The organism is Arthrobacter sp. P1_C12_2 (assembly GCF_056406415.1).
The window spans coordinates 111,441-131,775 of record NZ_JBFUAF010000005.1 but is presented as its reverse complement, the minus strand read 5'-3'; the positions used below and the strand labels follow the sequence as shown (position 1 = coordinate 131,775).

19 protein-coding genes are annotated in these 20,335 nt (G+C 68.1%); 13 read left to right on the top strand and 6 right to left on the bottom strand.

The window, feature by feature from the left end; all coding sequences use genetic code 11:
* The first annotated feature begins 102 nt into the window (after window positions 1–102).
* The 3 genes from AC1DZQ_RS07620 (at window position 103) to AC1DZQ_RS07610 (ending at window position 4,206) form a co-directional block, all read left to right on the top strand.
* Window positions 103–1,914: a proline--tRNA ligase gene (locus AC1DZQ_RS07620; protein WP_476962942.1), complete on the top strand. Its 1,812-nt coding sequence runs from the start codon at window positions 103–105 to the stop codon at window positions 1,912–1,914.
* A gap of 19 nt (window positions 1,915–1,933) precedes the next feature.
* Window positions 1,934–2,728 (top strand): sulfite exporter TauE/SafE family protein, encoded by a 795-nt coding sequence (locus AC1DZQ_RS07615; protein WP_476962941.1) that lies wholly within the window; start codon window positions 1,934–1,936, stop codon window positions 2,726–2,728.
* Window positions 2,729–2,793: 65 nt separating this feature from the next.
* A complete protein-coding gene (locus AC1DZQ_RS07610; protein WP_476962940.1) occupies window positions 2,794–4,206 on the top strand; it encodes a pyridoxal phosphate-dependent decarboxylase family protein in 1,413 nt (470 codons plus the stop codon).
* Here the strand turns inward: AC1DZQ_RS07610 and AC1DZQ_RS07605 are convergent.
* The 3 genes from AC1DZQ_RS07605 to AC1DZQ_RS07595 all read right to left on the bottom strand — a co-directional run bounded on the left by AC1DZQ_RS07605 (window position 4,203) and on the right by AC1DZQ_RS07595 (window position 7,435).
* A complete protein-coding gene (locus AC1DZQ_RS07605) occupies window positions 4,203–5,294 on the bottom strand; it encodes an aminoglycoside phosphotransferase family protein (protein WP_476962939.1) in 1,092 nt (363 codons plus the stop codon). The genes AC1DZQ_RS07610 and AC1DZQ_RS07605 overlap by 4 nt on opposite strands.
* 67 nt (window positions 5,295–5,361) lie before the next feature.
* On the bottom strand, window positions 5,362–6,090 hold the full coding sequence (locus AC1DZQ_RS07600) for a VIT1/CCC1 transporter family protein (RefSeq protein ID WP_476962938.1): 729 nt from the start codon (window positions 6,088–6,090) through the stop codon (window positions 5,362–5,364).
* A gap of 103 nt (window positions 6,091–6,193) precedes the next feature.
* Window positions 6,194–7,435, bottom strand: a complete 1,242-nt coding sequence (locus AC1DZQ_RS07595) for a DUF4439 domain-containing protein (protein ID WP_476962937.1) — start codon at window positions 7,433–7,435, stop codon at window positions 6,194–6,196.
* 105 nt (window positions 7,436–7,540) lie between these two features.
* Here AC1DZQ_RS07595 and AC1DZQ_RS07590 point away from each other — a divergent pair, with 105 nt between their 5' ends.
* The 6 genes from AC1DZQ_RS07590 (at window position 7,541) to trxA (ending at window position 14,140) form a co-directional block, all read left to right on the top strand.
* Entirely contained in the window at window positions 7,541–8,158 is a 618-nt protein-coding gene (locus AC1DZQ_RS07590; RefSeq protein WP_476962936.1) for a ribosome maturation factor RimP, read from the top strand.
* Window positions 8,158–9,138: a transcription termination factor NusA gene (gene nusA / locus AC1DZQ_RS07585; RefSeq protein WP_476962935.1), complete on the top strand. Its 981-nt coding sequence runs from the start codon at window positions 8,158–8,160 to the stop codon at window positions 9,136–9,138. Before AC1DZQ_RS07590 ends, nusA begins: the two co-directional genes overlap by 1 nt.
* A gap of 147 nt (window positions 9,139–9,285) precedes the next feature.
* Window positions 9,286–9,741, top strand: a complete 456-nt coding sequence (locus AC1DZQ_RS07580) for a YlxR family protein (protein ID WP_476962934.1) — start codon at window positions 9,286–9,288, stop codon at window positions 9,739–9,741.
* A gap of 152 nt (window positions 9,742–9,893) precedes the next feature.
* Window positions 9,894–12,797, top strand: coding sequence for a translation initiation factor IF-2 (infB, locus tag AC1DZQ_RS07575; protein WP_476962933.1), 2,904 nt, complete (start codon window positions 9,894–9,896; stop codon window positions 12,795–12,797).
* A gap of 239 nt (window positions 12,798–13,036) precedes the next feature.
* Window positions 13,037–13,546 carry a 30S ribosome-binding factor RbfA gene (gene rbfA / locus AC1DZQ_RS07570; protein ID WP_476962932.1) on the top strand — a complete coding sequence of 170 codons (510 nt, stop codon included), beginning with the start codon at window positions 13,037–13,039 and terminating at the stop codon, window positions 13,544–13,546.
* A 165-nt stretch (window positions 13,547–13,711) separates the two neighbouring features.
* A complete protein-coding gene (gene trxA, locus AC1DZQ_RS07565) occupies window positions 13,712–14,140 on the top strand; it encodes a thioredoxin (protein WP_476962931.1) in 429 nt (142 codons plus the stop codon).
* Here trxA and AC1DZQ_RS07560 read toward each other — a convergent pair.
* Window positions 14,137–14,346, bottom strand: coding sequence for a hypothetical protein (locus AC1DZQ_RS07560; protein WP_026266615.1), 210 nt, complete (start codon window positions 14,344–14,346; stop codon window positions 14,137–14,139). The genes trxA and AC1DZQ_RS07560 overlap by 4 nt on opposite strands.
* A gap of 92 nt (window positions 14,347–14,438) precedes the next feature.
* Window positions 14,439–15,650 (bottom strand): pyridoxal phosphate-dependent aminotransferase, encoded by a 1,212-nt coding sequence (locus AC1DZQ_RS07555; protein WP_476962930.1) that lies wholly within the window; start codon window positions 15,648–15,650, stop codon window positions 14,439–14,441.
* A gap of 83 nt (window positions 15,651–15,733) precedes the next feature.
* Here AC1DZQ_RS07555 and truB point away from each other — a divergent pair, with 83 nt between their 5' ends.
* From truB to AC1DZQ_RS07540, 3 genes are all read left to right on the top strand, one after another.
* Window positions 15,734–16,687, top strand: coding sequence for a tRNA pseudouridine(55) synthase TruB (gene truB / locus AC1DZQ_RS07550; RefSeq protein WP_476962929.1), 954 nt, complete (start codon window positions 15,734–15,736; stop codon window positions 16,685–16,687).
* Entirely contained in the window at window positions 16,687–17,040 is a 354-nt protein-coding gene (locus tag AC1DZQ_RS07545; protein WP_476962928.1) for a hypothetical protein, read from the top strand. Before truB ends, AC1DZQ_RS07545 begins: the two co-directional genes overlap by 1 nt.
* Before the next feature lie 79 nt (window positions 17,041–17,119).
* Window positions 17,120–17,626: a hypothetical protein gene (locus tag AC1DZQ_RS07540; RefSeq protein ID WP_476963042.1), complete on the top strand. Its 507-nt coding sequence runs from the start codon at window positions 17,120–17,122 to the stop codon at window positions 17,624–17,626.
* Between the two features lie 28 nt (window positions 17,627–17,654).
* On the opposite strand, the gene AC1DZQ_RS07535 is transcribed toward AC1DZQ_RS07540, so the two are convergent.
* Window positions 17,655–18,209 (bottom strand): NUDIX domain-containing protein, encoded by a 555-nt coding sequence (locus tag AC1DZQ_RS07535; protein WP_476962927.1) that lies wholly within the window; start codon window positions 18,207–18,209, stop codon window positions 17,655–17,657.
* A gap of 165 nt (window positions 18,210–18,374) precedes the next feature.
* Here AC1DZQ_RS07535 and AC1DZQ_RS07530 point away from each other — a divergent pair, with 165 nt between their 5' ends.
* A complete protein-coding gene (locus AC1DZQ_RS07530) occupies window positions 18,375–20,234 on the top strand; it encodes an HNH endonuclease signature motif containing protein (protein WP_476962926.1) in 1,860 nt (619 codons plus the stop codon).
* Window positions 20,235–20,335: the final 101 nt, after the last annotated feature.

Sequence of the window (20,335 nt, the reverse complement as noted above, 5' to 3'; positions counted from 1 at the left end):
AAGTGCCTGCGCGGCGAAGGGGTGCGCTCCGGACGGTAGATTAGTACCTAGATGCTTTTCTTAGGCTTTGCCCGCACTTCCCCAGAAACGGATACCCCACCTGTGGTCCTTCGACTCTCCAAGCTGTTCCTGCGCACCCTGCGCGAAGATCCCGCCGACGCCGAGGTGGCCAGCCACCGGCTCCTGGTCCGTGCCGGCTACATCCGGCGGGCCGCGCCCGGCATCTACACCTGGCTGCCGCTGGGGCTGAGTGTGCTGCGCAAGGTGGAGCAGGTCATCCGCGAGGAAATGACCGCCATCGGAGCCCAGGAAGTCCACTTCCCGGCGCTGCTGCCCAAGGAACCCTACGAGGCGACGAACCGCTGGACCGAATACGGCGAGGGCATCTTCCGGCTCAAGGACCGCAAGGGCAACGACTACCTCCTGGCCCCCACGCACGAGGAAATGTTCACCCTGCTGGTCAAGGACCTGTACTCCTCGTACAAGGACCTGCCGCTGAGCCTCTACCAGATCCAGAACAAGTACCGTGACGAGGCGCGTCCCCGCGCGGGCCTGCTGCGCGGCCGCGAATTCATCATGAAGGATTCCTACTCCTTCGACGTCGACGACGCCGGCCTGGACGACAGCTACGCCGCCCACCGCGGCGCGTACCTGAAGATCTTCGAGCGCCTCGGCCTCGAGGTGATTCCGGTTGCTGCCACCGCCGGCGCCATGGGCGGGTCCAAGAGCGAGGAATTCCTGCACCCCACCGAGATCGGCGAGGACACCTTCGTGCGCTCGGCCGGCGGCTACGCGGCCAACGTCGAGGCCGTCACCACCGTGGTCCCGGCGGACATCGACTTCAGCAATGCCCCGGCCGCCGAAATCCGGGACACCCCGGACACCCCCACCATCGAAACGCTCGTCGACGCCGCCAACGTCCTCGTCCCGCGGGCAGAGGCCGACGGCGGTGCCTGGACCGCCGCGGACACGCTCAAGAACGTCGTCCTCGCCGTGACGCTGCCGACCGGCGAACGCCAGCTCGTCGTCATCGGCCTCCCCGGCGACCGCGGCGTTGACCTCAAGCGCGTCGAAGCGAACATCGGGTCTTTCCTGCCGATTGCCGGCGAAATCACGCTCGAAGCCGCCAATGACGACGACCTCAAGAAGCAGCCCCTGATCGTGAAGGGCTACCTCGGCCCCGGCATGTCCCTGGACGCGCCGCTGCTGGGCACCGAGGGCGCCGCAAAGATGCTCTACCTCGTGGATCCCCGCGTCGTCAGCGGCTCCGCCTGGGTCACCGGCGCCAACGAGGCCGGCAAGCACGTCTTCGGCCTCGTCGCCGGACGCGACTTCGGCTGGGACGGCGTCATCGAGTGCACCGACGTGCGCGCCGGCGACGAGGCGCCCGACGGTTCCGGACCGCTCGAAACCGCCCGCGGCATCGAAATGGGTCACATCTTCCAGCTGGGCCGGAAGTACGCCGCAGCCCTGGACTTGAAGGTCCTGGACCAGAACGGCAAGCAGGTGGTGGTGACCATGGGTTCCTACGGTGTCGGCGTCACCCGCGCCGTCGCAGCCCTGGCCGAGTCCAACCATGACGACAGGGGCCTCGTGTGGCCGCGCGCCGTCGCCCCGGCCGACGTCCACGTTGTGGCCGTGGGCCGCGGCGAGGAAATCTTCGCCGCCGCCGAGAAGCTGTCCCTGGAGCTCGAGGCTGCCGGCCTCGACGTCATCTATGACGACCGCCCCAAGGTTTCCCCCGGCGTGAAGTTCGGCGACGCCGAGCTCGTCGGCGTCCCCACCATCCTCGCCGTCGGGCGCGGACTCGTGGACGGCGTCGTGGAAATCAAGGACCGCCGCAGCGGCAATGCCGAGAATGTAGCCGTTGACAAGGCTGTTGACTACGTGGTCAACGCCGTGCGCAACAGCTGATGCTCCGCCGCTCCCGGTAGTGGTCTCCGGACTCGAGTCGATTCAGCTCGGAACCGTCATCCTGATCGTCGTGGCCGGCCTGGCCGCGGGCTGGGTGGACGCCGTCGTCGGTGGCGGCGGACTCATCCAGCTCCCGGCGATGCTCCTGGTGCCGGGCATCAGCCCGGTCCAGGCGCTGGCAACCAACAAGATGGGGTCCATCTTCGGCACCAGCACGAGCGCGGCCACGTACTACCGCCGCGTCCGGCCCGATCTGCGCACTGCCCTGCCCATGGCGGCGATCGCGTTGGCGGGCAGCTACGGCGGTGCGGCGCTGGCCGCCAACCTGCCGGCCAGCGTCTTCAAGCCGATCATCGTGGTGGCGCTGATCGCCGTCGCGCTTTTCACCGCCTTCCAGCCCGGCATCGGTGAGCTGACCAAGCTGCGCCACGCGGGGCACCGGCATTACGTGGTGGCCTGCCTGATCGGCGGCGTGATCGGCTTCTATGACGGCCTGATCGGTCCCGGCACCGGCTCGTTCCTGATCATCGCCCTCGTCTCGGCCATGGGCTACGCCTTCCTGGAGGCCAGCGCCAAGGCCAAGATCGTGAACGTGGCCACCAACGCCGGTGCCCTGCTGTTCTTCGTGCCGCACGGCGCCGTGCTGTGGGGGCTCGGGCTGCTGCTGGGCATGGCGAACATGGCCGGCGGCTACCTCGGTGCCCGCACTGCCGTCCGGCAGGGGAGCAAATTCATTCGGATCGTGTTCCTGGTGGTGGTGGGCGCGCTGATCATCAAGCTCGGCTCCGACGTCTGGCAGGACAACCTGTCCTAAGCCGCTGGTCCGGCAGTGCCCGCCAGGGACTCCCGGTCCGCTGGTCCCGGGCGTAGCATGCAGCTATGTCGGCAAGTGAGGAACGCTACCGGGATGCCCTCGAGGCCGCGGCCGGGCACGCGCGCCGGTGGCTCGAGAGCCAGGGAACACGCCGCATCGGGCCGCAGGCCACGGCGGCCGAGCTCGCGGCCGACTTCGGCGGCCCGCTGCCCCAACGGGGGATGCCGGCCGTGGAGGTGGTGGACTATCTCGCGGCCAAGGCCGAACCCGGGCTGATGGCCATGCCGTCCGGGCGGTTCTTCGGCTGGGTCATCGGCGGCACACTGCCGGCCGCCTTGGCGGCGGACTGGCTGCTCAGCGCCTGGGACCAGAACACGGGGCTGCGCTTCGCCACGCCCGCTACCGCCGCGATCGAGGAAGCCGCCGGCAAATGGATCCTGGAGCTGCTGGGTCTGCCCGAAGAGTCCGACGTCGGCTTTGCCACCGGCGCCACCATGGCCAACTTCACCGGACTCGCCGCCGCCCGCTGGCGGCTCATGGCCGATGCCGGCTGGGACCTCGACGGCGACGGCCTCGCCGGTGCGCCCCGGATCCGCTGCTTCGTGGGGCAGGAGCGCCACGAAACGATCGACCTCGGGCTGCGCTATCTGGGCCTCGGACGTCCCACTGTTGTGCCCTCCGACCGCCAGGGGCGCATCATCCCGGCCGAGCTGGACTGCGCACTGGACCTTGCGATCAGCGCGGGGGAGGGCGGCCGCCCGGTCCCGGCCCTCGTGTGCCTGCAGGCCGGCAACCTGCATTCGGGCGCCTTCGACCCCTTAGCCGAGGCCATCGCCATCGCGAAGGCGCATGGCGCCTGGGTGCACGTGGACGGGGCGTTCGGGCTCTGGGCGGCCGCCGTGCCCGAACTGTCCGCCCTGACCGCGGGACTCGGCCTGGCCGATTCGTGGGGAACGGATGCGCACAAGACCCTCAATGTCCCCTACGACTGCGGGATCGTGATCGTGCGTGACGCCCGCGCCCTGCGTTCGGCGATGGGGCTGTACGCCATCTACCTGATCCAGGCCGCAGACGGGGCCGGGGACCCGTCCGAAAGAGTGCCCGAGCTCTCGCGCCGAGCGCGGGGCGTGCCGGTGTGGGCGGCGCTGAAATCCCTGGGCCGCGACGGCGTCGCCAGCCAGGTCCGCACGCTCGTGCACCGGGCCGCGCAGTTGGCCGAAGAGCTCGCGGCGCTGGACGGCGTCGAGGTGCTCAACGACGTCGACTACACCCAGGTGTCCCTGGCGTTCGGGGACGACGCCGTGACGCGCGCCGTGACGGAACGGGTCATGGGCGATGGCCGGGTCTGGATGTCCGGCTCACGCTGGCAGGACCGCGATATCCTGCGGATTTCAGTGAGCAACTGGAGCACGGACGACGCCGATGTCAGAGTCGCCGTCGACGCCGTCCGCGACGCGCTGGCGGCCGTGCGGGGCTAGCCGCCCGCCATCCCGGCGGCTTCCCCGGGCGCCGGGAGCTCCTGCGGAGCGGGCAGGCCGGGAAGCGTCCGGCCCGCCAGTGTGCTCGCCACCCACAGCGAACGGGCCAGATCGCCGTCGTGGTGACGCTGCGAGGCATACCAGAGGGCGTTCTCCACCTCGCGCGCCAAGCTCCACTGCCGGGCGGCCTCGGCGTCGAGACCGGCTGCGGCACTGAAATCCCCGCACCGCGCGAGCAGCGCCCGCCCGGGATCCTGCTGTGGCAGTTCCCGGATCCTGTTCCACAGCACCGGGGCCACGGCGAACTCCGCCTCGCCGATCATGGGCTGGGGGTCAATCGCAGCGTACGGTCCCGGCCCCGCCGGTGTTTCCTTCCGGGTTCCCGCCTCCGGCCCCGCCGGTGTTTCCTGCCGGGCCAGGATGTTCAGGTAGTGCAGGTCCGCGTGGACCAGGACGTCCCTGCCGGACCGCCTGCCGACGGCGCCGCGGGTCTGGCAGACCTCCAGCGCCGCCTCGAGCAACCAACGTGGAAACGGCCGCCCCAGGTGCTCCCACGCCTCCGGGAATTCATCGCTCCACCGCTCGGCCCGCGCCGCCACGTGATCGATTTCCAGCCACTCCGGCCGGCTGTCCGGGACCACGCTGAGCTGGCGGACCACGCCGCCCCAGACCGTCACCGCCGTGTCCAGCGGGACATCCAGGAGGGAGCGGCAGGCGTCCAGGCGCTCGAGGAGCAGGGCGCAGGATCCGGCGTCGGCGGCCAGCAGCCTGACGGCGCCATGGCCTCCCCACAGGGCGAGGGCATGGTGTTCGCGGGTGGCCTCCTCATGCGGAAAAGCCACCTTCAGTACGGCTTCCCCGCCGTTGCCGGGGGACCCATCCACGTCCCGGCGCCGCACGGGGATGACGACGCCGCCGTGACCGTTCCAGGGCAGGGCGCCCGGTTCCAAGTCCGGCTCCAGGTCCCACTGATCGAGTAATTGTCCGATCAGGCCAGGAAGTGAGGCCAGCCAGGCACGTCCCGCAGGCGTGTGGCTGTAGCGGCGGGAAAGATCGTGCGGAATGGGGACGTCTGGGATCAGGCTCACGGGACCTATCGTAGGTGCCAGAGTGGATGCCGGCGGCCTGGCGGGTGTCTTGTGGGCCGCGGCGGCCCTAGACGATTCCGCTCGCGCCGAGCGCGCTGCCAATCGCGAACGTGGCCACCAGCGCCGCGGCGCCGCCAATCACGACACGGATGGCTGCCTTGAGCTTTGAGCCGCCGCCAATCCACGCGCCCACGGCCCCGGTGGCCGCTAACGCCACGAGCACAGCCACGAAGGTCAAGGGGATCCTGATGCTTTCCGGCGGCAGCAGGATGGCCATCATGGGCAGGACCGCACCGATGAGGAACGCGAGGGCGGAAGCGAACGCCGCGTGCCACGGACTCACGATGTCGGTCTCGTCAATGTTGAGTTCGGCAGAGAGGTGGGCGCCGAGGGCATCGTGGGCCGTCAGTTCCCTGGCCACCGTCCGTGCGGTCGCGGGGCTGAGGCCCTTGCCCTGGTAGATCGCCGCGAGTTCCTCGAGCTCTTCCTCCGGCTGTTCCTGCAGTTCCCGGCGCTCCTTCTCGATCAAGGCACGCTGGCTGTCCTTCTGGCTGCTGACGGAGACATATTCACCGAGCGACATCGAAATAGTGCCGCCCACCACCCCCGCGATGCCCGCAAGCAGGATTGGTCCGGTCTCGGTAGTGGCGCCCGCGACGCCGACGACGATCGCGGCGACAGAGACGATGCCGTCATTGGCCCCCAGGACGCCCGCGCGGAGCCAATTGAGCCGGTGCGCGAGGTCGTTGTGGTGGGGCTCGTTCTCATGAAGAGTTGCGGGGCCGGTGGTGTCCATGCCTACAGCAAAGCACCAGGGCCGGGGCCTTGCCAGTATTCCAAGGCTTACCAAAATTAGCCGAGGCTTGCCCCGGCCCTCAACCTGGCTGCTGCGATGGGCTTCAGCCTGCGGGTCGCGTTGGCGTTTCGCCTGTCGGCTGGGTTGGCAGCGCCGCGCGGTCCAGGCCCGGCAGGGCGCCGGGATCCGCACCCCACAGCACCGCCCGCTTCGCGGAGCCGAACAGAGCCGCGATGGCCCACTGCCGGGTCCCGCCCTCACTGAGCGCCACGAGGTCGCCGTACCCTGGCAGCGCGGCGGCTTCCAGGTCGCCGAGGCCGGCGGCGGGGGAGGCCAGGAAGGACGGCCCCAAAGTGTAGCCGGCCTCGCGCGGCGGCACCGCGGAACAGTGCAGCCGGCTCAGGGATTCCGCGCCGCTCAGGAGCACGTCATGGCGGGCCAGATCGGCGGCCGCTGATTTCGCCTCGTCGCCGTCCAGCCGGGTCAGGGCCACTTGGTAGCCGTAGATGGTCTGCGCTTCGGTCCGGACAGCCGCCGCCAGGGCGCCCCTAAGGCTGGACGCGGCCGCGGACGGCTCTGCTCCGGACCGCTCTGCTCCGGATTGTTCTGCTGCGGCCTGGCCCTCAGCGGATGGCAACGTCGCGGACGGGGACGGGCAGGTGCCGGACAGCTGCGGTGACGTTACGTCGGCGGCTGGCGCTGGGGTTCCGGTTTCGGCGGCGAGGGCGGACGCCTGCAGCAGCTGCGCAGTGCCGACGGCGGCCAACAGCCGTGCCATGCCGCCGTCGGCCACGGCAGCGTCCGCGAGGCGCTGGCGGCCGCTGTCCGCGAGAGCCGCCACCATCCCGGCGGCGGTCGCCGGCAGAGGTGCGGCGGACGGATCGGCGCCCGGCGCTCCGGCAGGGGACGGCGACGCAGCTTCGGAGGAGGTTGCCTGGGGCGTTGCCTGGCCGGCGTCGGCGGACGCTGCAATGGCTGCGGGGCTTTCGCCCGGTGCCAGCAGCGCTTGCGCCTGGGTTGTCAGCAACGTCACAGTTCGTTCGACGGCGGGACTCCCGGCGGCGGCCAAATGGCCGCCCGTGCTCTCCGCCGAACTGTCCTTTGAACCGGCTTGGGCCGCGGAGCCAAGCCGGCTGCCGGCGTCCAACAACTGCACGGTTTCGGCCAGTGCGGCGGCGCGCGCCTGTTCAGAAAAGGGCGGTTTCGCAGGCTCCGGCGGCCTGGCCGGCGTCAGGACCACCCCCAGGCTCACCACCACCAGAGCGAGGAACGCCAGAAGCACGTAGCGGGGGAGCAGCCGGGGAAAGTGATCCTGCCATCGCTTTTCCCTGGTGTCGTCTTTCACAACAGACCATGTTGTCATGCCGGCCGGGAACTCCGTGCACCACGCCGCCCGGAAAATCGCTAGGCTAGTACACACAACATTATCTAGCGGGAGGCGGCCGGCATCATGACCAACGCAGAAGCCACGACTTCAACAGACCGGACCGGGACGGGAAAGGCTGACGCCGCACCCGTTCAAAATGTCGAGGCCGAGCGCCTGTACGCACTCCTGGAACCCGCAGTGCTGGCGAACCGGCTGTACCTGGAAGACGTATCCATCCATGTCGCCGGCGCCAACCGGGTAGTCCACGTAGTGGTGGACCTGCCGCAGGAGGAGACCGGGGGCGTCGGGCTCGACGTCATAGCGGAGATCTCCAAGACTCTCTCGGACACCCTGGATAACGACCCCAGCATGGACGCGCGGCCCTATGAGCTCGAGGTCTCTTCACCCGGCGTCGGACGTCCACTGACCGCGGAGCGGCACTGGCACCGCGCCCGCGGACGGATGGTCAACGTGAACGTGATCCAGGGTGACAACGTCACCGGCAGGGTCCAGTCCGTGGATGACGGGGGAGTCACCCTCGTCCCGGAAATTGCCGTCAAGAAGGGTATGAAGCCCAAGCAGGGTGAGCCCGTCAAGCTTCCTTTCGACAGGATCCGCAGCGGAAAAGTCGAGATAGAGTTCAGCCACCTCGAAGAGGCCGGTCTGGAAAAAGCAAACAATGGACCTTCTGAGGAGGCCTAATGGATATTGACATGAGCGCGCTGAGACTCCTGGAGCGTGAGCGTGAAATCCCGCTGGATCTCCTGATTCCAACGATCGAGCAGGCACTGCTGGTGGCCTACCACAAGACCCCCGGCGCCTTCGAAAAGGCCCGGGCCGAGCTTGACCGCAAGAGCGGCCACGTGACCATCTGGGCCACCGAGATCGACGACGACGGCGCCCCGATCGGCGAATTCGAGGACACGCCCGCGGGCTTCGGACGCATCGCGGCGAGCACCGCACGGCAGATCATCCTGCAGCGCCTCCGGGACGCTGAGGACGACAACGTGCTGGGCCAGTTCAAGGGCCGTGAAGGTGAGCTTGTGGCTGGCACCATCCAGCAGGGCAACAACCCGCACATGATTCAGGTGAACCTGGGCACGGTGGAGGCACTGCTGCCGCCGCCCGAGCAGGTTCCCGGCGAGAAGTACATCCACGGCAACCGGCTGCGCGCCTTCGTGATCGACGTCCACCGCGGCACCAAGGGCCCGTCCATCACGCTGTCCCGCTCCCACCCCGGGCTCGTCCGGAAGCTCTTCGAACTCGAAGTTCCCGAGATCGCGGACCGGTCGGTTGAAATTGTGGCGCTGGCCCGCGAAGCCGGCCACCGCACCAAGATCGCCGTGAAGGCAAACACCCCCGGCGTGAACGCCAAGGGTGCCTGCATTGGCGAAATGGGTTCGCGTGTCCGGGCGGTCATGACCGAACTGAACGACGAAAAGATCGACATCGTTGACTACAACGACGATCCGGCGACCTTCATCGCCAGCGCCCTCTCGCCGTCGCGCGTGAATTCGGTCACGATCACCGACGAGGCGACGCGTTCGGCACGGGTGGTGGTTCCCGATTACCAGCTCTCCCTGGCCATCGGCAAGGAGGGCCAGAACGCCCGTCTCGCCGCCAAGCTCACGGGATGGCGAATCGACATCGTCTCCGACGCCGCCGTCAACACCGCTAAATAGAGCGCAGGCGCGTAAGCGCACGAACACAGGCTGCGGGCCGCCGTCGCGGCCCGCAGCCTGTGTGCGCTCTCACGGGTCAGCCGTGATTTCCAAGCTGACCGGCACGCCTGGGTTCGGGACCCGGGCGCCGGAGGGGCTAGAATAGACATGACCGCGCCTAACGGCCGGTATCCGTGTGTCTTTGGCGCGTCTGGGTTTTTCCCAGATTCCCGGGACGCGGTGATTCACCAAGCAGTTGTACTGGCAGGAAGATACTCGAACGTGGCACATGTGCAACACCTCGGGAATCAGCCGCAGCGCACCTGTATCGGATGCCGACAAAAAGGGTCGCGGTCGGAGTTACTCCGGCTCGTCGCCGGCGCCGGTGGTTCGTCCACCGTCGTGGTGGATGAACGACGCCGGATGGCTGGCCGGGGAGCATGGCTGCACCCCAGCGAAAAGTGCCTGGCACTGGCGGTCAAACGTCGAGCGTTCGGTCGCGCCCTCAAGGGCGCAACCGGTACAGCTGATGTGGAACGCCGGATCACTGCCGGCACGGAAGCCGTGGGCACCCCGGTGGCCGCAGCAACAACCGTCCAACCTGAAAGCGGGTCAGAAAACTGATGGAAACCCGATGAGTTCCCAGCGATGAGTGCGCAACGATGACAACTTTGTTGCGCTCTGCAATGGGCCTTTCAGCTGCATTCGCGGCGGAGGCCCGCAGTAAGAAGTAGACGGTTCGTGCCTGGCTCGGTGCGGACCGAGACAGGAGAAATGTGGCCAAGGTCCGCGTACATGAGCTTGCTAAAGAGCTCGGTATTACTTCCAAAGATGCAGTAACCAAACTGCAGGAACTGGGCGAATTCGTTCGCTCCGCCTCGTCAACAATCGAGGCTCCCGTTGTGCGGAAACTGCGCAACGCTTACCCCGACGCCCCCGCAGCTTCGAAGTCCGAAGCTCCGGCGTCCGCCCCCCAGGCATCTGCCAGCCCGGCAGCGACCCGTCCGGCGCCCGCGCCTGGCCCCGCTGCGCCCAAGGCTGCGGAACCCAAGGCTGAAGCTCCGGCTCCGGCCGCTGCGGCACCTGCCGCCGCGCCCGCCGCTCCGGCAGCCCCCGCCGCCCAGGCTCCGGCAGCCCCCGCTGCCCAGGCCCCGGCCGCTCCCTCGGCGGGCGTCAAGCCCGGCGCGCGTCCGGCCCCCAAGGCTGAAACCCCGGCTGCTCCGGCACGCCAGGGCGGTTCTGCACCGCGTCCGGGCGGTCCCCGTCCCGGCAACAACCCCTTCGCCACGTCCCAGGGCATGCCCCGCGGCCGCGGCGGCGACAACGAACGTCCCTCGCGTCCGGGCAACAACCCGTTCGCTCCTTCCCAGGGCATGCCCCGTCCGGGCGGAAGCCGCACCGAGGGTGAACGCCCCGGTGGTCCGCGCCCCGCAGCAGGCGCAGGCGGCCCCCGTCCGGGTGGTCCCCGTCCGGCAGCAGGCGCAGGCGGCCCCCGCCCCGGCGCCCCGCGTCCGGCCGGCGCTCCCGGCGCTGGCCGTCCGGCAGGAGCCGGCGGCAACCGCCCGACTCCCGGCATGATGCCTAACCGCACCGAACGTCCCGCACCCGCTGGTGCCGGCCGTCCCGGCGGCGGCGGCCGTGGTCCGGGCCGTCCGGGTGGCGCTCCAGGTACCGGTGCTCCCGGTGCCGGTGGCGGCGCTCCGGCCGGTGGTGGCTTTGGTAAGGGCGGTCGCGGTCGCGGCGGCACCCAGGGTGCCTTCGGTAAGGGCGGCGCAGGTCGCGGCAAGCAGCGCAAGTCGAAGCGTGCCAAGCGTCAGGAACTGGAGCAGATGAGTGCTCCGTCGCTGGGTGGCGTGAGCGTACCCCGCGGCGACGGCAACACCGTAGTCCGGCTTCGCCGTGGCTCGTCCATCACGGACTTTGCCGACAAGATCGAGGCGAACCCCGCCGCACTGGTGACGGTCCTCTTCCACCTCGGCGAAATGGCCACGGCCACGCAGTCGCTGGATGAAGAGACCTTCGCACTGCTCGGCGAGGAGCTTGGCTACAAGCTCCAGGTTGTGTCCCCGGAGGACGAGGAGCGCGAGCTGCTCTCCACCTTCGACATCGACTTCGACGCCGAACTGGAAGCCGAAGGCGATGAAGACCTCGAGGCACGTCCTCCGGTTGTCACCGTCATGGGTCACGTTGACCACGGTAAGACCCGCCTGCTCGACGCCATCCGCAAGTCCGACGTTATGGCGGGCGAGCACGGCGGCATCACGCAGCACATCGGTGCGTACCAGGTCACCCACGCCCACGAAGGCATCGATCGCAAGATCACCTTCATCGATACTCCGGGCCACGAGGCGTTCACCGCCATGCGTGCCCGTGGTGCGAAGGTCACCGACATCGCCATCCTGGTGGTCGCAGCGGACGACGGCGTAATGCCGCAGACCGTTGAAGCCCTCAACCACGCCCAGGCGGCCAACGTGCCGATCGTCGTGGCCGTGAACAAGATCGACAAGGAAGGCGCCAACCCGGACAAGGTCCGCGGCCAGTTGACCGAGTACGGCCTGGTTCCGGAAGAATACGGTGGCGACACCATGTTCGTGGAGGTCTCTGCCCGCCAGAACCTGAACATCGACGAGCTCCTCGGCGCCGTTCTGCTCACCGCAGACGCTGCCCTGGACATGCGCGCCAACCCGAACAAGGACGCCCGCGGTATCGCGATTGAAGCCAACCTGGACAAGGGCCGCGGTTCCGTGGCCACCGTCCTGGTTCAGTCCGGTACGCTGCACGTCGGCGACACCATCGTGGCAGGCACGGCCCACGGCCGCGTTCGTGCGATGTTCGACGACGACGGCAGCGCCCTGACCGAGGCCGGCCCGTCCCGCCCCGTGCAGGTGCTGGGTCTGTCCAACGTCCCGCGCGCCGGTGACACCTTCTTCGTGACTGCTGACGAGCGGACCGCCCGCCAGATCGCCGAGAAGCGTGAAGCCGCCGACCGCAACGCCGCCCTGGCCAAGCGCCGCAAGCGCATCAGCCTGGAAGACTTCGACCAGGCCGTCGCCGATGGCAAGATCGACACCCTCAACCTCATCCTCAAGGGTGACGTGTCCGGTGCCGTGGAAGCCCTCGAAGACGCGCTGCTCAAGATCGACGTCGGCGAAGGTGTCCAGCTCCGCGTCATCCACCGCGGTGTCGGTGCGATCACGCAGAACGACGTCAACCTGGCAACGGTCGACAGCGCCGTCATCATCGGCTTCAACGTCAAGCCTGCCGAGCGTGTTGCCGAACTGGCAGACCGCGAAGGCGTGGACATGCGCTTCTACTCCGTCATCTACGCAGCAATCGATGACATTGAGGCAGCCCTCAAGGGCATGCTCAAGCCGGAGTACGAAGAGGTCCAGCTTGGCACCGCCGAGGTCCGCGAAGTGTTCCGTTCCTCCAAGTTCGGCAACATTGCAGGCTCGATCGTCCGCTCGGGTGTTATCCGGCGCAACGCCAAGGCCCGCATCAGCCGCGACGGCAAGATCATCGGTGACAACCTCACCGTTGAGACGCTCAAGCGCTTCAAGGACGACGCCACCGAGGTCCGTACGGACTTCGAGTGTGGTATCGGTCTTGGCTCGTTCAACGACATCACCGAAGGCGACACCATCGAGACCTTCGAGATGCGCGAAAAGCCGCGCGTCTAAGGTGTTGCTTCGCGGGTGGGGCCGTCGGAATTTTTCCGGCGGCCCCGCCCCTACGCTGGGCGGCAATGGATCTGCGATCCCGTGCCGCCCAGCTTCGGCAGGCCCGATGCCACTCCCGGGCCGCCGGAAAAATTCCAACGGGAGTCCGTCGTTGACTCACCGTAGTGCGTGGCAGAAAACTGAAACGAGCGACCCCGCCTAACATGCGCCGTCGTACATCCAAATTTTTAGGAGTGGAAATGGCTGATCCCGCACGGGCTGCCAAGTTGGCGCAGCGGATTAAGGTTGTCGTTGCTGAGGCGCTGGGCCGGAGGGTGAAGGATCCCCGTTTGGAAGGCGTCACCGTGACCGACTCGCGGGTGACCAACGACCTGCAGCACGCAACTGTTTACTACACCGTGTTCGGTGACGAAGTGGCCCAGGCCGATGCTGCCAAGGGGCTGGAGAAGGCCAAGGGCGTACTGCGGCAGGAAGTCGGCCGGAACATCACCGTGCGGCTGACTCCGACGCTCGAGTTCGTGGCCGACCAGATCCCCGTCAACGCCTCGAACCTGGAGGAACTGCTCCGCGCGGCGAAGAAGCGCGACGCCGAGGTGGCCGCGCTTGCCGAAAGTGCAAAGCATGCCGGCGACGCAGATCCTTACAAGAGTGACACGCCGCAGGACGTGGAGCTCGACGAGGACGACTTTGACGAAGAGGACCTGGACCTCATCGACAACGACGCGATCGATGAGGACCGCAACAATTAAGAGTACTTCCACAGCAGGGGCCGGAACCGGTAACGGATCCGGCCCCTGCTGTTTCCGTATCCGTTCGGAAAGACCTAGCTGCCGTTGCAGGTGGACGACCGGACCCCGCTTGACGAACATAGAAGCATCAATGACCCCAGGTATGCTTAAAGGTGGCGGAGTGCCGTGGAATCCAGCCTGACCAAATGCCCGCACTGCGGGAAGACCAACCGGATTCCCGCGGCCGCTGCCGGGCACCCGCGCTGCGGCAATTGCGGCCGGGATCTTGCCTGGATCGTGGCGGCGGGAGATGCCGACTTCCCGGTTGTCGCGGAGCAGTCTACCGTTCCGGTTCTCGTCGATTTCTGGGCCGCGTGGTGCGGGCCGTGCCGGATGGTCAGCCCGGTGCTGGACAAGCTGGCGCAGGAGCGGGCCGGAAAGTTTAAGCTGGTGAAGGTCGACGTCGACACTTCACCGGGGTTGTCCCGGAGGTTCGATATCCAGGCCATCCCGACGTTGCTTGTCATCAAGAAGGGGGCGGTGGCTGCCCGCCAGGCTGGTGCGCCGCCGTCGGCCGCCCTCCGCAGCTGGCTCGACGCCGCACTGTCGGCCTAGCGGCGTTTGGAGCGCCCCCGGGCTCCCAGTCCGCCGCCCAGCACGGGAGATCCCATGCCCAGGAGGTAGCCGAAGTCGTACCAGTTCCCCGCACGGGCGGAGTTGTAGAACGGGAATTCACTCCAGAAGCCGAAGACATGGGCGATCAGGACGATCCACGCCGTCAGCCCATTCCAGAAACCCCACAACAGGTCTTGCCACCACACGATGTACTCCCTCGGCCGGAAATCCACGGCGCCCTGACGGGCCAGGACAGCCCGACGCCAGGACAGCGGGCCAGCCTCGAAGCGCCGTGAGCTCAGGCTAGGGCGCCAGCTTCTCCGGCGATAGGGCCGGTGGACCCACCGGTGCCCGCCGGCTCGCGTGCAGGGATGCGCCCGAGGCCCTCCACAAGATCGGCCTGGCTCCCGCAGAGCGCAATGCGGATCCAGCCCTCACCGATGGAGCCGAACGCCGTGCCGGGGGCGAAAGCCACGCCGGAGTCCGCCAGGAAACGGCGCGTCCATGTCCGCACATCCCCGCCGCTGGCATGCGAGACGTCCGCCCACAGATAGAACGCGCCTTGGGCCGCGAGATAGGGAATGCCGTGGGAGCGCAGCACCGCCGAGGCCGCGTCGCGATTGGCCCGGTAATGGGCGTGGGCGTGGCTCACGTAGTCCTGCGGACCCGTCAGCGCCGCCAGCGCTGCGTACTGCGACGGCGAGGCCACGCAGGACACGATCGACTCCATGACGTTGTTCATCTTCTGCTCCAGCCCCGGCGGGCAGATCAGCGCGCCGATGCGCAGTCCCGTCAGCCCGTAGGTTTTGGAGAGCGTGAGCGACGTGAAAACGCGTGCTTCGCCCGGAACGTCGCTGTCGAAGCGGGCCGGGCTGACGTGCGGGACATCGTAGGTGAACGCCTCGTAGCATTCGTCGGAGATGACCCACAGATCGTGCCGCCTTGCCAGCTCCACGAGGCGGCGCGTCAGGTCCTCGCCCAGGACTGCGCCGAGCGGATTGGACGGAGAATTCAGGATCAGCACCTTGGTCCGCGGCGTGATGAGCGCCTCGATGTCCTCGATCCGCGGCTGGAAATCGTGTTCCGGGTACAGCGGGTAGCGGACGGGAACGGCGTGCAGCAGGCTGCTCGTCATCGCGAAGGTGGGGTAGCCGGGGTTGGGGATGAGGATCTCGTCCCCGGGGGAGAGCAGCAGGCTCATGGCGAAGTGCAGGCCCTGCTGGGCGCCGTCGACCACGTAGACGCGCTCGGCGCCGACCGGCGTCGCGTTGTGTTCACGGAAGCGGGCGGCGAAGGCCTCCCGCAGGGCGGGGATCCCGGCGTTAGGTGTGTAGTTGGTCTCGTCCCGGTCCAGGCAGGCCATGCCGGCCTCAAGGACGTGGCGGGGGACTGCGAACCCCGGTTCCCCGATACTCAGCACGATCGCACCGGGCGTTCCCCAGGCGGCTTCGGTGATCTCGCGGATCTGGTTGATCGGGACGTCGCGGACATGTGCGGCAAGCTCGGGCATGTGTGCCATCCTAACGCCCGGCGTCCACGGTGAGGCTGGTCGGTGGGCATTGGGGCACGGCTGGCCCGCATATACTGGGAGGCGTGCTTTCTGGACTGGTGATAGTAGACAAGCCGCAAGGTTGGACCAGCCACGATGTGGTTGGACGGATGCGGCGGATCGCCGGTACCCGAAAGGTCGGCCACGCGGGGACACTGGATCCGATGGCCACCGGCGTTCTGGTGGTGGGCATCAACAAGGCCACTCGGCTGCTGACCTACATCGTGGGCACCTCCAAGACCTACACGGCCACCATCAGGCTCGGTGAATCCACCGTGACGGACGACGCCGAAGGCGAGGTCACTGCCACCCGCAGCGCCGCCGGGGTCAGCGAAGAGGCCGTCCGCGCCGGCGTCGCCGCACTGACCGGGGAAATCGAACAGGTTCCCAGCAGCGTCAGCGCCATCAAGGTCAACGGCGAACGCGCCTACGCCCGGGTCCGGTCCGGTGAAGAGGTCAAACTCGCGGCCCGGCCCGTGACGATCCACCGCTTTGAGGTCCACCAGTTCAGCCGCGTGCGCGATGGCGAGGCCCTCGATGTGGACGTCACCGTGGAGTGTTCCTCCGGTACCTACATCCGTGCCCTGGCCCGCGATCTTGGCGAGGCCATCGGCGTCGGCGGCCACCTGACGGCACTGCGCAGGACTCAGGTGGGTCCTTACACCCTTGGTCAGGCGCACACCCTCGAACAATTGGCCGAGAAGCTGGACGTCCTGGAGATCTCGGACGCGGCCCGGGCGCTCATGCCGAACCGTGAACTCAGCGAGGCGGAAACCACCGAGATTTCCTTCGGCCGCAGGATCGCCGCTGGAGCCTCGGCCGGCACGCCGGAGGCAGCGACCGCGGACAAGCCGGCAGCGGCGTTCGCGCCGGACGGTTCGCTCGTGGCGCTCCTGGCTGATGCGGGTAGCTACGCGAAGCCGGTGCTCGTATTCGCACCGGATAATGAAAAACGCTCCAATGAAAAGCCGGCGAACGAAAAGCAGGCCGGCCAGTAGTGGACGCGTATTTCTACATCATTCTGGTGGTCGGTTTGTTGTCCACCATCATTTGTGCCGTTGCAGGCATCATGAAAAAGGCGCCAAACGACACGACGATCCTGTCGGTGGCCGCCGTCGAACTTTCGCTCCTGATCTACTTGGTCGGATCGGTTGTCCGGGTGGCCAGCGGAGAGCAGATCGCGGGGGAGCCCTGGGAGTTCTGGGGCTATATGGCAACGGCGCTGCTGCTCCCTATCGGCGCCGTCTACTGGGCCATCCTGGAGCGGACCCGTTGGAGCAACTTCGTCCTGGCCGCTATCGGTTTCACAGCCCTGGTGATGGCGGCCCGCATGAACCAGATCTGGTACTGACATGGAAGAGGCAGAAAACGTGAGCGCAAAATCCTCCCAGGACGGCCCGGGCAACCCGGTGGGGCCGGACTCCCGGACCATTCGGCCGGCGGACGCTGTGCCGACAGCTACTGGTTCCACGGAAGCTACGCCGGCGGAAACGGGGGCGCTTGGCACTGGGGCGACTGAAACCGCGCCGGCCCCGACCAATACCCGGAATACCGGACCCGGCCGGCTGCTGATTGCTGTCTATGCCATATTCGCGATTTCGGCAACGGCCAGGGCCGGCTACCAGATTCTCACGAAGTTTTCCGAAGCGCCGCTGGCGTACCTGCTGTCCGCCTTCGCCGCGGTTGTCTACGTGGTGGCCACCGTGTCCCTCGCTAAGCCGGGCCGCACAGCGTTCAAGGTCTCCGTGGCGGCGGTCCTGGTGGAGCTTGTCGGCGTCCTCGTCGTGGGGGCACTGAGCGTGTTCGACTCGGTGAACTTCCCGCATGAGACCGTGTGGTCCTTGTTCGGCCGCGGCTACGGGTTCATCCCGCTCCTGCTCCCGATCCTGGGACTCATCTGGCTGTACCGCCGGCGGCCTTCGTCCCAACAGGGATAGGGCGGGCTGTACTCCCGGGGAGGCCCGCTTACGCCCGACTGGTTACGCGCAAGGCCTCCGTGAGCCGGGTGCGCAGTCCCGGCCACGCCGCGGCGAAGCCGGGGTGCAGTTCTTTGCTGCCGACGTCGTCAATCCCCACCCATTGCAGTTCGAGACTTTCCGCATCACTGATCGCGGCCTCGAAGGGCTGCAGTGTTTCGACAACCACGGTGGTGTAAGACCAGTAGCCGACGTCGAACACCGATGTGAACAGGACACGGACGTTCTCCGGTGGGACGGCCGCTTCCTCCTGTGCTTCCCGCAACGCCCCGTGGATGGCCTCTTCTCCGTGGTGCAGGGCGCCGCCGGGGAGCCCCCATGTGCCGCCCTGATGGCTCCACAAGGCGCGGTGCTGGAGCAGGATTCCCTTGGCGGGGTCGTGGACCAGGAGCCCGGCGGAACCGAACCGTCCCCAGAACCGTCCTCGGTCGCCGTCGACCCAGGCGTCCCCAGGATCGCGCGGGCCCAACGGGTGGCGCGGATCGCCCGGCAGCGGTGGTGCGAATGGTGACTCCCCGGCGTGGCGCGCGGCTGTGCTGTCCATCCCTACAGCTTGCCACGGGCTGGTCCCTAGGAGGGCGGGCAGCGTACGCCGTGTTACGTGCGGTGGGTGGCTGGGTGCTGCCGGCCAACGGTCGCTCTTACCCGGAGTCATGCCGCGGAACCAGGTCCATCATTTTCTGTCGTACCCCTCTGGCAGTGTTTAGTTATGGAAGCCATTGGAGAGTTCATCCCGGATCGGGCCCCGTGGGCCGGCCCGGCGGTGTCCTCCCGGCTTCCCCGCTTGACTGCCGTTCCCGGCGCCGCTGACGCAGCGGGCGGGACTGTGAGCGCCGCGGGCGCTGCCTTTGCGGCAGTGGACTCGGCGCTGGCCGTGCTGTGGGCTTCGAGCCCGACGGCGGATGCGGATGCGGCCCAGTTCGGCCTGGGGGAGGCAGCGGACTACGCCGGCCGGGTCGAGGACCTGTCCCGCGCGGTCGAATACTTCCAGCTCGTTGCCGCCGCGGCGGTGGACCGGACACGCAAAGAGTCCGCCGGGACCCCGGGGGCCGCCCAGGGCTGGGGTCCGGAAGCGGCGCCGGCGGGCTGGCTCACGGGGTGGAAACAGGATTCCGACGGCGGGTCTAACGCCGGATCCGGCTGGGGACTTGGTGCCGTTTCTGACGGTGGAACTGACCCCGGGACGGGCCCCGGCATTGACTTGGCCGGGCCGGCTGCCCTGGCCGCTGCGGCGGACGACGGCTGCCGGAACGCCACTGAGTTTTTGCGGGTACGGCTGCGGATCAGCGCCGCCGAGGCCCGGCGCCGGCTCACGCTTGCCGCCGACCTGCTGCCCCGTACCGGCACCGCCGGCCACACCGAGCCGCCGCTGCGGGAAGAGCTGGCCGAGGCCGTCGCTTCCGGTGCCGTCGCCTCCCGCACCGCCACCATCATCACGCTCGCCCTGGACCGGGTCCGGCACATCTCCCTTCCCGAGGCCGCGGCTACGATGGAACACGCCCTGACCAGGACGGCCATCGAGAATGACGCCGATTTCGTGGCCCGGATAGCGCGGCGGTGGACCGAGGCCCTGGACCAGGACGGCGCCGAACCCTCCGAAGAAGTGCTCCGCCGGATCCAGGGCGCCTTCATCCGGAAACCCCGGCATGGCCTGCACCACCTGGAAATCTTCGCCACCGCCGACCAGTTCGAACACCTGGTGACGGTGATGAACACCGCCACCAACCCGCGCACAGAGGGTGGCGATACATCCAGCAGTGGCCCGGCCGTGGACGAACAAGACCCGATAGCCGTGAGCGCGTCGGGTTCGGCGGCCGTGGACGAACCAGACCCGATAGCCGTGAGCGCGTCGGGTTCGGTACCCGCCGTCGCAGGGCAACCAGCAAGTGCGGTGGCCTTGGTGTTCGACGAGGACGGCGAAGCAAGACCACTCGACCAACGCTCCCGGCCACAACGGCTGCTCGACGGCCTGGTCGGTGCCTGCAAAGCCGCCCTCGCCGTGGGAGGGCTGCCCGCCACCGGCGGCCTCCGGCCGCAGGTCATAGCCACCATCGACTACCGCGACCTCGTCCAGAGGCTCGGCGGAACCGGCATCCCGGGCGAGGTTGCCGCCCTGCCAAACGGCGGCGCCGGATCGCAGAACCAGGGCACCGGCTCGCTGATGTTCACCGGCCCGATCACCGCCTCCACCGTGCGCAAGCTCGCCTGCGACGCCGATATCATCCCGGTCGTCCTGGGCGGGAAAGGCCGGATCCTGGACATCGGCCGCGCCTCCCGGGTCTTCCCGCCCCATATCCGCAAGGCCCTCGTCGCCCGGGACCAGGGCTGCGCGTTCCCGCAATGCACCATCCCCGCGTCCTGGTGCGAGGCCCACCACATCGACTACTGGTCCCGGGGCGGCAGCACCGGCACGGACAACGGGACGCTGCTGTGCTCGCACCATCACCACCTGATCCACAAAGAACAGTGGCCCATCCGGATGCGCAGCGGCATGCCCTGGTTCATCCCGCCCCCGCACGTCGACCCCGCCCAGGCCCCCCGTCGGAACAGATACTTTCGTCTCAACTAGCCCTGATTGCCGCAGATGGAGCGCTGCCGCCGCAGATGGTCCGCCCCGGCTAGCCCCTGCTACCAGCGGCTCTCCCGGGCTCACACCCGGCCCCGGTTCGA

What these genes read in the sequence shown, in the direction of transcription:
- nusA (WP_476962935.1), top strand. Translation starts at nt 8,158, where the DNA reads ATGGATATTGACATGAGCGCGCTGAGACTCCTGGAGCGTGAGCGTGAA.
- AC1DZQ_RS07600 (WP_476962938.1), bottom strand. Translation starts at nt 6,090, where the DNA reads ATGGACACCACCGGCCCCGCAACTCTTCATGAGAACGAGCCCCACCAC.
- AC1DZQ_RS07590 (WP_476962936.1), top strand. Translation starts at nt 7,541, where the DNA reads ATGACCAACGCAGAAGCCACGACTTCAACAGACCGGACCGGGACGGGA.
- AC1DZQ_RS07535 (WP_476962927.1), bottom strand. Translation starts at nt 18,209, where the DNA reads ATGGACAGCACAGCCGCGCGCCACGCCGGGGAGTCACCATTCGCACCA.
- rbfA (WP_476962932.1), top strand. Translation starts at nt 13,037, where the DNA reads ATGGCTGATCCCGCACGGGCTGCCAAGTTGGCGCAGCGGATTAAGGTT.
- AC1DZQ_RS07610 (WP_476962940.1), top strand. Translation starts at nt 2,794, where the DNA reads ATGTCGGCAAGTGAGGAACGCTACCGGGATGCCCTCGAGGCCGCGGCC.
- AC1DZQ_RS07530 (WP_476962926.1), top strand. Translation starts at nt 18,375, where the DNA reads ATGGAAGCCATTGGAGAGTTCATCCCGGATCGGGCCCCGTGGGCCGGC.
- AC1DZQ_RS07555 (WP_476962930.1), bottom strand. Translation starts at nt 15,650, where the DNA reads ATGCCCGAGCTTGCCGCACATGTCCGCGACGTCCCGATCAACCAGATC.
- AC1DZQ_RS07580 (WP_476962934.1), top strand. Translation starts at nt 9,286, where the DNA reads ATGACCGCGCCTAACGGCCGGTATCCGTGTGTCTTTGGCGCGTCTGGG.